Genomic DNA, 13568 nt, shown 5'->3' on the forward strand with positions numbered 1-13568 from the left:
GTGAGCGTCAGCCGCGGGTGGCCTCCTTCCAGGCCTCGACGTAGGTGTCGAGGTTCTTCTCGACGTCTGCCCAGTCGGGCTGGAAGAGTTCGACGCCCTCGATCAGTCCGGCCAGCGTCTTCGCGTCGGGGTCGGTGGCCTCGACGTCCGTGCGGGCGGCGAAGCCGCCGCCGACGCTGCTGGCCTCCTCCTGGGCCTTCCTGCTGAGCAGGAAGTCGAGGAGCTTCTTGCCGTTCTCGCTCTGCGGTGCGTTCTTCACCAGACCGGCCGCGTAGGGGAGGGGGAAGGTCGTCGGCTTCGCGTCCTCGGTCATGGCGGGGAACCAGATGGCGAGGTTGGGCATGGTCTTGGCCTGGGCGTAGTTCATCTGCACGTCCCCGTTGGCGACGAGCAGTTCGCCCTTGTTCGTCTTGGGGGCGAGGGCCCCGGTGGACGAGGAGGGACCGACGTTGTTCTTCTGGAGCCTGCCGAGGTACTCCATCGCGGGCTCCTGGCCGCCGAAGTCGTGCATGGCCTTGATGAGGACGGCCGTGCCGTCGCCGGCGACCCCGGGCGTGGAGTACTGGAGCCGGCCCTCGAACCTCGGGTCGAGGAGGTCGTCCCACGTCTTCGGCGGGGACGCGAGCTCCTTCTTGTTGTAGATGAAGGCGAAGTAGTTGTTCACCAGCGAGGTCCAGGCACCGTCCGGGTCCTTGACGTCCACGTGCTCGGAGCCTCTGGGCCGGTAGGGCTCCAGCAGTCCCTTGGCGTCGGCCTGCTGGATGAACGGCGGCAGGGTGACGAGCACGTCGGCCTGGGTGTTGGACTTCTCCTTGGCGGCGCGCTGCACGACCTCGCCGGAGCCGCCCTCGACGTACTCGACCTGGATACCGGTCTCCTCCTCGAAGGCTTTGAACTGGCGGTCGTACCAGCCGTCGCCGTTCTCGCCGCGCAGGCCGTCGGCGCTGTAGACGGTGACGGTGTCGGCGTCCGAGCCGGTGCCACAGCCGGTGAGCCCGGCGGCGGCCAGCGAGACGGCGGTGGCGAGCGTGATGATTCTCGTGCGGGACATGGCTTTCCTTCGTGCGGAGCGGGGGTGCTCGGGCGGGCGTGGTGGTGGACGTTGTGTTCAGCGATACGAGGCCCGCGTGCGCACCCGGGAGACGGCGAGCAGCACGAGCAGGGTGGTGGCCATCAGGACGACGGCCAGGGCTGAACCGGCCATCAGGGCGCCGCGGTCGGTGGCGGCGAAGACGCGCACGGGCAACGGGGTCCAGTGCGGCGGGTAGAGCATCACGGTGGCGCTCAGCTCGCCCATGGAGAGGGCGAAGCACAGCCCGGCCGCGGCCCCGAGCGAGGGCAGGAGCAGGGGCAGCCTGATCCGCCACAGGACGTACCCCGGGCGGGCGCCGAGGCCGGCGGCGGCCTGGGCGAGGGCCGGGTCGAGGCGGGCCTCGGCGGCGGTGACGGACTGGTAGGCGAACGCCGTGACCAGCACGGTGTGCGCGATGACGACGATGCTGGGCGTGCCGTTGAGCAGGAGCGGCGGGGTGCTGTAGGCAACGAGTACGGCCAGGCCGACGACGACGGTGGGGACGGCGACCGGCAGCATGAACAGGGCGTCCAGCACCCGGCGGCCGCGGCGGCCCAGCGCGGTGGCGGACAGGGCGGCCCAGGTGCCCAGGGTGAGGGCGAGGGCGCTCGCCGCGGCCGCGGTGAGCAGCGAGGTGGTGAGCGCGTCGAGCGCGTCGCCCCGGAGAGCGGCGGCGTAGTGCTCGGTGGTGGGCCCCGAGGGCAGGGTGCCGCTCCAGCTCGTGGCGAGGGAGGCGGCGAGGATCACCACGAGCGGCAGCGCGAACAGCGGCAGGAACAGGACGAGGAACACCGCCCAGGCGGCGGCGCGTCCGGCGCGGCTATGCACCAGCACGGCGGCTCACCCCCCGGTACAGCGTGTAGAGACCGACGGAGAGCGCGATGTTGACGGTGGCGACGACGCAGGCGGTGACGTAGTCGGACTCCAGGATCGCCGTGGTGTAGACGAGCATCGGCAGCGTGACGACGTCCTTGGCCCCGGTGAACAGGACGATGCCGAACTCGTTCAGGCACAGGACGAGGACGAGGCTGCCGCCGGCGGCGAGGGCGGGCAGGGCCTCGGGCAGGATCACCTGCCGCACGATGCGCGGGGCCCGGGCACCGAGGGAGGAGGCCACCTCCAGCTGCGCGGTGTCCAGCCCGGAGAACGCGGCGAGCAGGGGCCGCATGACGAAGGGGGTGAAGTAGGTGATCTCCGCCAGCAGGACACCCCAGGGGGTGGTCAGGAAGTCCACGGGGCCGCGTTCGGCGCCGGTCAGGTCGGTGACGAGACCGTTGGCCAGGCCCGTGCCGCCGTAGACGAAGAGCAGGGCGAGGGTGATGAGGAAGGACGGGAAGGAGAGGAAGACGTCGATGAACCGCGTGACGGCACGGCTGCCGGGGAACGGCACGAAGGCGACGATCAGGGCCAGCAGGAAGCCGAGGACGAGGCAGCCCGCCGTGGCGCCGACGGCGATGAGGACGGTCGTCAGCAGCGCGTCCTGGAAGACGGCCGAGCCGAGGACGTCGGCGTAGGCGGCGAGGGTGAACCCGCCGCCGTCCTCCTCGGTCACGGACTCGCGCAGGACGAGCGCCAGCGGGTAGAGCAGGATCAGCGTGAGGACGGCGAGCGGCGGCAGGGCGAACACCCAGGCGGGCGCCGCGCGGAGCCGCTCGGCCGGGACGGCGGTGGCCCCGGCCGTCGGCGGGGCCGGCCGCGCGGGCCCGCCCGGCGGGGCGCTGGGGCGGGCGGTGACGTCAGCGCTCATCGTGGCCTCCGGGAGCGGGGACGAGCACCGCGTCCTCGGGTGCGAAGCGCAGGACGGCCTCGGCTCCGAGGGCGGGCGGCTCCCGCAGTTCGGGCGTTTCGGCGGTGAGTTCGTGCCCCGCCACGGTGACCGTGACGCGGTGCGTCGCCCCGCGCCACTGGAGCCCGGTGACCCGGCCGCGCAGAGTGTTGCCCGAGCCCTGGGCGGCCTCCCCGCCGAGGGTGAGGAGGTGGGGGCGCACGCAGAGGGTGGCGGGACCGTCGGTGCCCGGGGCCGCCAGGCGCAGCTCGGTGCCGGCGAACCGGGCCGCGTGCCCGGTGACGGTGACGGGCAGCAGGTTGGCGCCGCCGACGAAGGAGGCGGTGAACTCGGTGCGGGGAGCGCGGTAGAGCTGCCCGGGTGTGCCGACGTCGCGGAGCCGGGCGTCCTTCATGACGGCGATGCGGTCGGCGAGGGTCAGCGCCTCGCCCTGATCATGGGTGACGTACAGGATGGAGACGTCGGGCAGTTCGCGGTGCAGCCGGGCGAGTTCGGTGAGCATGCCCGAGCGGAGCTGGGCGTCGAGGGCGGACAGCGGTTCGTCGAGCAGCAGCACGCCGGGCCGGATGGCCAGCGCCCGGGCGATGGCGACACGCTGCTGCTGCCCTCCGGAGAGTTCGCGCGGGTAGCGGCGGGCGTAGGAGGCCATGCCCGTCATCTCCAGGGCCGCGGCGACCCGGGTCCGGATCTGCGCCCGCGGTACCCGCTGGGCCTTCAGTCCGAAGGCGACGTTCTGCTCGACCCGCAGGTGCGGAAAGAGCGCGTACTGCTGGACGACCATGCCGACGCCGCGCCGGTGGGGCGGGAGGCGGGTGACGTCGCGGTCGCCGAGCCACACCCGGCCCGAGCGCGGGGTCACGAACCCGGCGACGGCCCGCAGCGCCGTCGTCTTGCCGGAGCCGGAGGGGCCGAGCAGGGCCATGACCTCGCCGGGTTCGACGGTGAGCGTCAGCCGGTCGAGTACGACGGTGCCGTCGTAGGCGACGGTGACGTCCTCGAAGCGGATGCCCATGTCAGGCCTCCCGCCGCAGCAGTTCGGGGAGTTCGGCGACGGTGCGCAGCACGTGGGTGGCGCCGGCGGCGCGCAGGGTCGGCGCGTCGTGGGCTCCGGTGAGGACCCCGGCCACCACGCCCGCCCCGGCCCGCCGCCCGCAGGTGATGTCGGAGGCGGTGTCTCCGCAGACGGCGACATGGCGGACGTCGTCGGCCGCGCGGGTGCGCAGGAGCGCGGTGAGGACGAGGTCGGGGTGGGGGCGGCCGCGGCCCGCGTCGGCGGGGCACAGGGTGAGGTCGGCGAGCCGCTGCCAGCCCAGCGCGGCCAGGATCCGGTCCTGGGTGTCGCGGGCGAAGCCGGTGGTGAGCACCACCGTGCGGCCCTCGGCGCGGAGTCGGCGCACGGTGTCCTCGGCGCCGGGCAGCGGAGCGCAGTGCCCGGCGGCGACCAGCTCGGCGTAGGCGCGCTCGAAGGCCGTGTTGGCCTGGTGGGCCCGCTCCTCGTCGCCGTCGCACAGCTGCCGGAACACGGCGATCTTGGATGCGCCCATGGTGGCGCGGACGTGGTCGAGCTGCCGGGCGTCGTGGCCGGGCAGGGCGGCGGCGAAGGCCCGCTCGACCAGCCCGTCGTCGGCCACCGTGGTCCCGGCCATGTCGAGCACGACGAGGGGGACGGGGTGGGCGGTGGTGCCGGAGTGGGTCACGCCGCTCACCAGCCCAGCTCGTCGGCGGTCGTCTCGGCGATGGCGGGCGAGCACGTCATGCCGCGGCCGCCGGGCCCCGTGACCAGCACGGTGGCCTCGTCCACCCGGTGACGGAGGACCACCCGGCCGGGCTCGACGCACTGCGCGTACACGCCCGCCCAGCGGCGCCGGACCGGGGGCAGCGGGCGGCCGAGCAGCCGCTCGGCGACCTCGGCCAGGTGCTCGTAGGGGTCTTCGACGGTGTCGAAGTCGAACGGCGTCGCGTAGGCGTGGGTGTCGCCGATCGTCAGGCCGCCGTCGGCCCGCTGCACCATGAGGAGCTGCATGGCGTGCTCGGCGGCCACGGGCGGCTGCGGCTGGCCGGAGTTGAGGGCGTCGAGCGCGGCGCCGCCGTAGGCCGGGTAGTAGCGGAAGCTGTCCGCGTCGGCTACGGAGGTGGTGAGCTCCTCCCCCAGCGGCGCGGTCTGCATCATCTGCAGCCGCACGCGGCGCACGGGGGCGTCGGAGACGAGCTCGCGGACGAGGCCGCCGAGCCAGGCACCGGTGCACAGCACCACGCAGTCGCCGGTGTGGGTGGCGCCGTGGTCGTCCCGCACGGACCGGTCGGTGACGTCGCGGACCTCGCGCCCGCCGAGGAAGGTGTAGCGGCCCGAGGCGCACAGGGCTTCCCGCAACGCCCGCTGCGCGGTGCGGGGTTCGACGGACGCGTCCCGGCGGCACCACAGGGCGGCCGTGAAGTCGCCACGCAGCGCCGGGTTCAGGGCGCGGGCCTCGGCGGCCGTCAGCAGCTCGAAGCCGCGGGCCCCGGCGTCCGTGCGGGCCGCGGCGGCCTCGGCGACCGCCAGCTCCGCCTCGGTGCGGACGACGGTCAGCGAACCGCCGGTCCGGAAGCCGAGCGCGGGCACCCGGGCGCCGAGGCCCTCCCAGAGTTCACGCGCCCGCAAGGCCGTGTCCAGCTCCGGACCGGCCGACCGGCCGGAGACCCAGACCAGGCCGAAGTTGCGCACGGAGGCCCCCCTGGCCTGCTCCTCGCGCTCGATGTGGACCACCTCGTGGCCCCGTTCCACTGCCTGCCAGGCGTGCATGGTGCCCAGCACCCCGGCTCCTACGACGATGACTCGCATGGCCCACACGTTCGCGGGGGTGGGTGGACTGGAAGGCTCCGAAGGGCGACGGAAGGGTGAACCGCCCCACAAGTTTGGACCAGACCCGTTATCTTTCCGTGATGATCGAGCGGTGGGGGAACGGGCGTGGCGACGGCCGGGCGGCTCGGGCTCAGCGCTCCAGGCGGGCGGTGAAGCTGAAGCGGTCACCCCGGTAGAGCGAGCGCACCCGCTCCAGCGGGCGCCCCTCGGCGTCCCGCGAGAGCCGGTGGAGCAGCAGCATGGGCAGGGCGGGAGGGGTGCCGATCAGCAGCGCCTCGCGCGGGGTGGCGAGCACCGTCTCCAGCCGCTCGTCACCGTCCCCGAAGGCGACGCCCCGCTCGCGCAGATAACCGTAGAAGGAGGAGTCGGGGTCGAACTCGCTGTCCAGGTGGGGGAGTCGCTCCACGGCGACATAGGTGCTCTCCAGGCCGACCCGCTCGTCGTCCGCCAGCAGCACCCGCTCCATGTGCCACACCCGCGCACCGGGCTCGACACCCAGCTCACCGGCGAGCATGGGCGGGCACGGGTGCGCGTCCAGACCGATGAGCGTGCGCCCCGGCCGCATCCCCTGACGCCGGACCCCCTCGGTGTAGCTGGCCAGCGAGAGCGGCTGCGCCAGCTTCGGCCCGGCGACGACCGTGCCACGCCCCTGGCGCCGGACCCGGCCTTCCAGGAGAAGCTCCCGCAGGGCCTGACGCACCGTCTCCCGGGCCGCCCCGAACCGCTCCGCGAGATCGCGTTCGGTGGGCAGCGCGGCGCCGGTGCCGAGTTCGTCGAGCAGCGCGGCCACGGCCGTCTTCACGGCGTAGTACTTCGGCACCCGGCCGTGCTCGGGCACGCCCGCGCGGACCGGGGCGGTGCTGTCCCGCGGGATGGCGGGGATGTGCGACGACGCGGCCGGGGAGCCGGGAGAACCGGAGGAAGGACTCACCCGGTGCATCCTCGCAGGCCCGACCGGCGGCCCAAACACCGGTCGGGCCACCGTGAACCACGGACAGCCGCGCCGGCTACGCGGGTTTCAGCTCGGCGCGCTGCCGGCCCAGGCCGTCCACCTGAAGCTCCACCACGTCCCCGGCGCGCAGGAACGGCTTCGGCTCCGGCTGCCCGTTCGCGACCCCGGCGGGGGTGCCCGTGTTGATGACGTCGCCGGGCCGCAGCACCATGAACTGGCTCAGGTAGCGCACGACCTCCAGCACGGGGAAGATCTGGTCGGCGGTACTGCCGTCCTGCCTCAGCTCGCCGTTCACCCAGGTCCGCAGGCCGAGCGCCTGCGGGTCGGGGACCTCGTCGGACGTCACGAGGTAGGGGCCCATCGGGTTGAACGTCTCACAGTTCTTGCCCTTGTCCCACTGGCCGCCGCGCTCCAGCATGAACGCGCGCTCCGAGACGTCGTGGGTGATCGTGTACCCCGCGATGGCGGCCCGCGCCTGCTCGGCGCTGTCCAGGTAGCGCGCCGTGCGGCCGATGACGACGGCCAGCTCGACCTCCCAGTCCAGCTTCCGCGCGCCGCGCGGCACGAGCACCGTGTCCCGCGGCCCGACGACGGTGTCGGGGGCCTTCATGAAGACCAGCGGCTCCTCGGGGATGGGCTGCCCCGTCTCCTCGGCATGGTCGCGGTAGTTGAGGCCGATGCAGACGATCTTGCCGATGCCGGCCACCGGCGCCCCGACGCGCAGCCCGGCCGGGTCGAGTTCGGGCAGCTCGCGGGCGGCCAGCGCCTCCCGGATCCGGGCGAGCGCGGCGTCGTCCGCGAGCAGGGCGCCATCGACGTCGGGGACGAGCCCGGACAGGTCACGCAGGAGACCGGCCCCGTCGAGGGCCGCCGGACGCTCCGCCCCCGCGGGCCCGACACGCAGCAGCTTCACAGGCACACTCCTTCAGTGGTGAGGGGTCACGATGGGGACGGCCATCAGAGGAATCGGATGATCCTCCAAGAATCCGTCACAAGCGCGCAACCACCATCCACGTACTGGACCGTAACTTCCGAAACGCCGGACCGGCCCGCCGGTCGGGGCACTCAGCCGCCGAAGATCCGGGTCGCCGCGTGGATCGCCAGCCCCGCCAACGACCCGACCACGGTGCCGTTGATCCGGATGAACTGGAGATCCCGGCCGATGTTCGCCTCGATCTTGCGGGCCGTCTGGTCCGCGTCCCAGCCCGCCACGGTCTCGGTGATCAGCGAGGTGATCTCGTGACGGTACGTCGTCACCACATGGGCGGCGGCCCCCTCGACCCAGTCGTCCACCTTGCCCTGCAGCCGTCCGTCCGAGGCCAGCCTGCCGCCCAGGGAGAGAAGGGAGGCGCGCACCCGCAGCCGCAGCTCGCTGCGTTCGTCCTCCGCCGCCGCGACGATCATCGCCCGCACCGAGGACCACGCCGAAGCGATCAGCTCCTGCACCTCGTCCCGGGCCAGCAGCTCCGACTTCAGCCGCTCCACCCGCTCCCGGGTCGCCGGATCGTCCTGCAGCTCGCGGGCGAAGTCGCCGAGGAAGCGGTCGACGGCGACCCGGGCCGGGTGGTCGGGCATGTCCCGCATGTCGGCGGCGAACCGCAGCAGCTCCTTGTAGACGCGCTCCCCGATCTTGTGGTCCACGAAGCGCGGGGTCCAGCCGGGGGCACCCCCGGCCACCGCCTCCATCACGCTCTCCCGGTGCCGCAGCAGCCAGTCGTGCGCCCGCCCGCACACCAGGTCCAGCACCCGCCGGTGCCCCTGGTCGTCGACGATGCGCTGCAACATGCGGCCGAGGCCCGGCGCGACCTCCTGGGCGTCGGCCCGGCGGTTGATGGCCTCCCCTATCACCGCCTGCACGTCCGTGTCCCGCAGCACCGTCAAGGCCCCGCGCACGGCGGTGGCCAGCTCGGCCGTCACCCGGTCCGCGTGCTCCGGGTCGGCCAGCCACCCCCCGAGCCGGAAGCCGATCCCCACGGCCCGCAGCCGGGAGCGGACCACGTCGTCGGAGAGGAAGTTGTCCCCCACGAAGTCGCCCAGGTTCCGCCCGAGCTGGTCCTTCTTGGTGCGGATGATGGCCGTGTGCGGGATGGGCAGCCCCATGGGCCGCTTGAACAGCGCCGTGACGGCGAACCAGTCGGCCAGCGCGCCGACCATGCCCGCCTCGGCCGCCGCCGCGACGTACCCGGCCCACGCGCCCGCGCCGGCGTGCTCCGCCCACGTCGCCAGCCCGTACACCACCGCCGCCAGCACCAGTGCCGCCGTCGCGATGGCCTTCATCCGCCGCACGCCGCGCTGCTTCTCCACGTCGGCGGCCGTGAAGGCCCCCAGATCGCGGGCCAGGCCGGGACCCCGCCCGCGCCCCCCGCCCACCGCGCCCGGCCCCGCCGCCGACCCCGTGTTCGCATCCCGTTCCGTACTCGCCATGTCTCCACCCGTTCCGCGACTGGGTCGATTGTGCGGGGTGATCGTCTCCCAACGGGAGCGCGACCCACATGACCCGTCCGGCGCACCCGTTCCCCGGGTTGCTGGAGTGTTCGACGACCCTCTGGGCGTTTTGCCGTGTTTGAGTGTTATGGGGATGAAACTCCACCGTCGCGGCCCCGCCCGTGACCCGACGCCGGACGAGGAGTCTGCGGACAGATGAGTGACGAGCCGACCCGCGGCGACGACGCGACCCCCGGCCCCGACACCCCACCCCCCTCCGGCCCCCCGGAGCCCGCCGGCGGCCCCGACGAGCGGCGGCCGCGCCGGGTGCGGCGAGTGCCGGAGGGTGCGGGCGAAGGCCCCGGGCCAGGGGAGCCGGACGAGCCCGAGGCCCCGGCCCCGGGCGGACCCGGCCGCCGCGCCCGGCGTGCCCGGCGGCGTCTCGCCCTGGCCGTGCGGCTCCTCGTCGGCGCGTTCCTGCTCGGCGTCGTCCTCCTCGCGGGCGCCCTCGTCCTCGGCTACCTGCTCGTGCCGATCCCCGAGCCCAACCAGGCGGCCACCGCCCAGAGCAACGTCTACCTGTACGCGGACGGCTCGCTCCTCGCCAAGGACGGCGACGTCGACCGGGAGAACATCACGCTCGCCCAGGTCCCCCGGCACACCCAGCACGCCGTACTCGCCGCCGAGGACCGCGACTTCTACAACGAGTCGGGCGTCGACCCCGAGGCCATGATCCGCGCCGGCTGGAACATGCTGCGAGGCGAGGGCAAACAGTCCGGCTCCACCATCACCCAGCAGTACGTCAAGAACTACTACCTCTCCCAGGAACGGACCATCACCCGCAAGCTGGAGGAGTTCGTCATCGCGATGAAGCTGGACCAGGAGGTCGGCAAGAACGAGATCCTCGCCGGCTACCTCAACACCAGCTACTTCGGCCGCAACGCCTACGGCATCCAGGCCGCCGCGCGCGCCTACTACGACAAGCCGGCCCGCGAGCTGACCGTCGCCGAGGGCGCCTACCTCGCCGCCGTGGTCAACTCCCCCAGCCGCTACGACGTCGTCGCCAACCCCGACAACAGGGACCGGGCCGTGGCCCGCTGGAACTACGTGCTCGACGGCATGGTCAAGGAGGGCTGGCTGGACCCCGCGGACCGGCGGGATCTGGAGTTCCCCACGCCACAGCCGATCGAGCCGCCCATGTCACTGTCCGGGCAGCGCGGCTACCTGCTCGAAGCCGTACGCACACATCTGGACGAGGAGGGCATCGTGAGCGAGTCACGGCTCGCGGGCGGCGGCTTCCGGATCACCACCACCCTCGACCGGGACAAGCAGGAGGCCTTCGTCGCGGCCGTGGAGGAACAGCTCTACCCGCAGCTCAGCGAGGAGCGGGAGGTCGACGGCTACGTACGGGCGGGCGGCACCTCCATCGACCCCCAGACCGGGGACGTCGTCGCCATGTACGGCGGGGTGAGCTTCACCGAGCAGTACACGAACAACGCCACCCGCACCGACTACCAGGCCGCCTCCACGTTCAAGCCGTTCGTGTACGCCACGGCCGTCGCGGAGGGCGCCGAGACGCAGGACGGCGATCCGATCGGCCCCAGCACCGTCTACGACGGCACGAGCAAGCGCGAGGTCGTCGACGACGGACGGCGCATCGGCTACAACCCGCAGAACGAGGGCGACCACTCGCACGGCGACATCCCGGTCAGCGAGGCCATGGACAAGTCCGTCAACGCCGTCTTCGCCCAGATGGGCGTCGACGTCGGCCCGGAGAAGGTCCGAGAGACCCTCGTCGGCGCCGGCATCCCGCAGGACACCCCGGCTCTCGCCGACGCCGGAGCGTCCATCTCCCTCGGCACCGCCACGCCCAGCACCCTGCACCTCGCCCAGGCCTACGCCACCCTCGCCAACCACGGCGAACGCGTCGACTACCGGCTGGTGGCCGAGGTGACCCGGGGCAAGGAGGAGGTCGTGGTCCCGGAGTCCAAGCCCGTGCGGGTCATGCCCCGGGTCGCCGCCGACGCCGCCACCGCACTGCTCAAGGGAGTCGTCGAGGGCGGGACCGGCACGGCCGCCCAGAGCGCGGGCCGCCCCGCCGCGGGCAAGACGGGCACCGCCGAGAAGGACCGGGCGGCCTGGTTCGCCGGCTACACGCCGAACCTCGCCACCGTCGTCGCGATCATGGGCCAGGACCCGGAGACCGGCGCCCAGAAGGCCCTGCACGGCGCGGCCGGACTGGCGAAGATCAGCGGCAGCGGCTTCCCGGCCCGGATCTGGGGCCAGTACACCGGGGACGCCCTCGCCGGCGAGCCGGTCCTCGCCTTCGACCTCTCCCCCGACGTCCCCGAGCCCTCCCCCGTCCCCAGCGACGGCGAGGAGCCCGAGGAAGACGGCGAGGACGGCGAGGACGGCGAGGAGCCCGCGGCCCCCGCCCCCACCGAGGCGGGCGGCCAGGGCGGCTCCGACGGCTCGGGCGACAGCGACGGCTCGGGCGACACCGGAACCGGGGCGCACCAGGACGCCCCCGGCTCCGGGGACGGGCACCGGGACGGGCACGAGGCCGACGGGAAGCCGACCGGCCCGCGCGAGCCCGCACCCCGCGACCGCGGCGAACCGGCACCAGCACCGACACCGGCACTGGCACCGGCACCGGCACCGGCACCGGACGAGACGGCCACGGACGGCGCGGCCGGGGAGAAAGCGCCCAAGGAGCGGTTCAGTGGCCGGACGTCGCCTTGAGGCCGACCACGGCCACCAGCAGCAGCGAGATGAAGAAGATCCGGGCGGCCGTCACCGGCTCGTGCAGGACGGCCATGCCCAGGATCGCCGCACCGGCGGCACCGATGCCGACCCAGACGCCGTAGGCCGTACCGATCGGGAGCGTCCGCGCCGCCTGGGCGAGCAGCAGCATGCTGGCCGCGAAGCCGAGCACGGTCAGGACGCTCGGCCACAGCCGCGTGAAGCCCTCGGTGTAGGGAAGCCCGACCGCCCAGCCGACCTCGAGCAGACCGGCGACGACCAACAGAACCCACGCCATGACGTGCACACCTTCCGTGAGTGATCACTGACAGGTGCGTCGTCTTTGCCTTCGCCCCTCACCCGCGGGGAGGGGCGGCCCGGTACGGCGCGTCTCGTCGGACTCAGGACAGAGTACCCAGAAGACGGCAACACGGACAGATCAGAGATACAGTCCGGTGGAGTCCTCGGACCCGGCCAGCCGCTCGGCGGCGACGGCGTGCAGATCCCGCTCGCGCATCAGCACGTAGGCGACGCCCCGGACCTCCACCTCGGCCCGCTCCTCCGGGTCGAAGAGCACCCGGTCACCGGGCTCGACCGTCCGCACGTTCTGGCCGACGGCCACGACCTCCGCCCACGCCAGACGCCGGCCCACCGCCGCCGTCGCCGGAATCACGATCCCGCCGGAGGAACGGCGCTCCCCCTCGGGGATGTCGGTACGGACCAGCACCCGGTCGTGCAGCATCCGGATGGGCAGCTTGTCGTCGGTCGTATGCGAACTCACGGGCCGACCGTATCTCAGGGCCCGCCCGGGCCTGGTCAGCGGTGCCGACGTCGCGAGGAGCGGACGTACAGCCCGACCACCGCCACGGTCACCAGCGCCAGCGGCACCACCCGCTCCAGCCGCGGCGCGCCCTCCTCCGTCACCAGCTGGTCACGCACCGCGCCGACCGCCCGGTTCGCGGCCAGATAGGCACGCCCCGCCGTACGGTCCACGGCGGCGGCCGCGGCCGCCTTCGCGTCGTCGGCGATCGTCTTCGGATGCACCCGCACCGCGAGCTCGTCCAGCGTCGCGGCCAACTGCTCCCGTCGACGGACGATGTCCGCCTCGATCTGCGCGGGGGTCCTGTCCGGCACCGCAACTCCTCCGTCGGCCGTCATAAGGGGTCCAAGCTAGTGGACAGTCTGTCAGCTCCCCCGGACCGGCGCCCCACCCCACCCCGGTTTCCGGCGCGGTTACCCTCGGCGGTACGCATCACGACAAGGAGCACCCATGAGCGAGCGCCTGCAGCCCGGCGACACCGCCCCCGCCTTCGCCCTCCCGGACGCCGACGGCAAGGAGATCTCCCTCGCCGACTTCGCGGGCCGCAAGGTCGTCGTCTACTTCTACCCCGCCGCCCTCACCCCGGGGTGCACCAAGCAGGCCTGCGACTTCACCGACAACCTGCAGGTCCTGGCCGACGCCGGGTACGAGGTCGTCGGCGTCTCGCCGGACAAGCCGGAGAAGCTGGCCACGTTCCGCGAGAAGGAGGACCTCAAGGTCACGCTCGTCGGCGACCCCTCCAAGGAGACCCTGGCTGCCTACGGCGCCTTCGGCGAGAAGCAGATGTACGGCAAGACCGTGACCGGCGTGATCCGCTCCACGATCGTCGTCGACGAGAAGGGCGCGGTGGAGCACGCCTTCTACAACGTGCGGGCGACCGGCCACGTGGCCAAGCTCATGCGCGACCTCGGCATCGCCGCCGCCTGACCC

At 73.3% G+C, this 13568-nt stretch carries 14 protein-coding genes; 2 read left to right on the forward strand and 12 right to left on the reverse strand.

The genetic code is table 11. The features are described 5' to 3' along the window. Positions 1–7: 7 nt before the first annotated feature. From HPT28_RS15545 to HPT28_RS15585, 9 genes are all read right to left on the reverse strand, one after another. On the reverse strand, positions 8–1051 hold the full coding sequence (locus HPT28_RS15545) for a 2-aminoethylphosphonate ABC transporter substrate-binding protein (protein ID WP_219091679.1): 1044 nt from the start codon (positions 1049–1051) through the stop codon (positions 8–10). A 57-nt stretch (positions 1052–1108) separates the two neighbouring features. Then, positions 1109–1906 (reverse strand): ABC transporter permease, encoded by a 798-nt coding sequence (locus HPT28_RS15550; protein ID WP_219091680.1) that lies wholly within the window; start codon positions 1904–1906, stop codon positions 1109–1111. Next, positions 1893–2819, reverse strand: a complete 927-nt coding sequence (locus tag HPT28_RS15555; protein ID WP_219091681.1) for a 2-aminoethylphosphonate ABC transporter permease subunit — start codon at positions 2817–2819, stop codon at positions 1893–1895. The genes HPT28_RS15550 and HPT28_RS15555 overlap by 14 nt, the downstream gene beginning before the upstream one ends. After that, positions 2809–3870, reverse strand: coding sequence for an ABC transporter ATP-binding protein (locus HPT28_RS15560; RefSeq protein WP_219091682.1), 1062 nt, complete (start codon positions 3868–3870; stop codon positions 2809–2811). The genes HPT28_RS15555 and HPT28_RS15560 overlap by 11 nt, the downstream gene beginning before the upstream one ends. A gap of 1 nt (position 3871) precedes the next feature. After that, positions 3872–4555, reverse strand: coding sequence for a phosphonatase-like hydrolase (locus HPT28_RS15565; RefSeq protein ID WP_374226973.1), 684 nt, complete (start codon positions 4553–4555; stop codon positions 3872–3874). A 5-nt stretch (positions 4556–4560) separates the two neighbouring features. Further along, on the reverse strand, positions 4561–5679 hold the full coding sequence (locus tag HPT28_RS15570; RefSeq protein WP_219091683.1) for a TIGR03364 family FAD-dependent oxidoreductase: 1119 nt from the start codon (positions 5677–5679) through the stop codon (positions 4561–4563). Between the two features lie 151 nt (positions 5680–5830). Beyond that, positions 5831–6583: a GntR family transcriptional regulator gene (locus HPT28_RS15575; RefSeq protein WP_308119288.1), complete on the reverse strand. Its 753-nt coding sequence runs from the start codon at positions 6581–6583 to the stop codon at positions 5831–5833. 124 nt (positions 6584–6707) lie between these two features. After that, the gene (locus HPT28_RS15580) at positions 6708–7565 is read right to left on the reverse strand and encodes a fumarylacetoacetate hydrolase family protein (RefSeq protein ID WP_219091685.1); all 858 of its coding nucleotides are present in this window, start codon (positions 7563–7565) and stop codon (positions 6708–6710) included. Positions 7566–7717: 152 nt separating this feature from the next. Then, positions 7718–9076, reverse strand: a complete 1359-nt coding sequence (locus HPT28_RS15585) for a DUF445 domain-containing protein (protein WP_219091686.1) — start codon at positions 9074–9076, stop codon at positions 7718–7720. A 216-nt stretch (positions 9077–9292) separates the two neighbouring features. Here HPT28_RS15585 and HPT28_RS15590 point away from each other — a divergent pair, with 216 nt between their 5' ends. Next, positions 9293–11818 (forward strand): transglycosylase domain-containing protein, encoded by a 2526-nt coding sequence (locus HPT28_RS15590; protein ID WP_257578688.1) that lies wholly within the window; start codon positions 9293–9295, stop codon positions 11816–11818. On the opposite strand, the gene HPT28_RS15595 is transcribed toward HPT28_RS15590, so the two are convergent. From HPT28_RS15595 to HPT28_RS15605, 3 genes are all read right to left on the reverse strand, one after another. Further along, the gene (locus HPT28_RS15595) at positions 11796–12116 is read right to left on the reverse strand and encodes a multidrug efflux SMR transporter (protein WP_219091687.1); all 321 of its coding nucleotides are present in this window, start codon (positions 12114–12116) and stop codon (positions 11796–11798) included. The two genes, HPT28_RS15590 and HPT28_RS15595, sit on opposite strands and share 23 nt — an antisense overlap. 141 nt (positions 12117–12257) lie before the next feature. Further along, complete coding sequence (locus HPT28_RS15600; protein ID WP_219091724.1) at positions 12258–12560, reverse strand: co-chaperone GroES; 303 nt, start codon at positions 12558–12560, stop codon at positions 12258–12260. A 74-nt stretch (positions 12561–12634) separates the two neighbouring features. Then, entirely contained in the window at positions 12635–12952 is a 318-nt protein-coding gene (locus HPT28_RS15605; protein ID WP_219091688.1) for a DUF3618 domain-containing protein, read from the reverse strand. Positions 12953–13088: 136 nt separating this feature from the next. On the opposite strand from HPT28_RS15605, the gene bcp reads away from it, so the two are divergent. Next, positions 13089–13565 carry a thioredoxin-dependent thiol peroxidase gene (gene bcp, locus HPT28_RS15610; RefSeq protein WP_219091689.1) on the forward strand — a complete coding sequence of 159 codons (477 nt, stop codon included), beginning with the start codon at positions 13089–13091 and terminating at the stop codon, positions 13563–13565. The last annotated feature ends 3 nt before the right edge of the window (positions 13566–13568 follow it).

The sequence above is a fragment of the Streptomyces sp. JJ38 genome (assembly GCF_019303475.1).
In the GTDB taxonomy this organism is placed as follows: Bacteria; Actinomycetota; Actinomycetes; order Streptomycetales; family Streptomycetaceae; genus Streptomyces.

Coding starts and splice junctions, on each gene's coding strand:
- HPT28_RS15545 (WP_219091679.1), bottom strand. CDS start 1,051: ATGTCCCGCACGAGAATCATCACGCTCGCCACCGCCGTCTCGCTGGCC.
- HPT28_RS15555 (WP_219091681.1), bottom strand. CDS start 2,819: ATGAGCGCTGACGTCACCGCCCGCCCCAGCGCCCCGCCGGGCGGGCCC.
- HPT28_RS15560 (WP_219091682.1), bottom strand. CDS start 3,870: ATGGGCATCCGCTTCGAGGACGTCACCGTCGCCTACGACGGCACCGTC.
- HPT28_RS15570 (WP_219091683.1), bottom strand. CDS start 5,679: ATGCGAGTCATCGTCGTAGGAGCCGGGGTGCTGGGCACCATGCACGCC.
- HPT28_RS15585 (WP_219091686.1), bottom strand. CDS start 9,076: ATGGCGAGTACGGAACGGGATGCGAACACGGGGTCGGCGGCGGGGCCG.
- HPT28_RS15590 (WP_257578688.1), top strand. CDS start 9,293: ATGAGTGACGAGCCGACCCGCGGCGACGACGCGACCCCCGGCCCCGAC.
- HPT28_RS15595 (WP_219091687.1), bottom strand. CDS start 12,116: ATGGCGTGGGTTCTGTTGGTCGTCGCCGGTCTGCTCGAGGTCGGCTGG.
- HPT28_RS15600 (WP_219091724.1), bottom strand. CDS start 12,560: ATGCTGCACGACCGGGTGCTGGTCCGTACCGACATCCCCGAGGGGGAG.
- bcp (WP_219091689.1), top strand. CDS start 13,089: ATGAGCGAGCGCCTGCAGCCCGGCGACACCGCCCCCGCCTTCGCCCTC.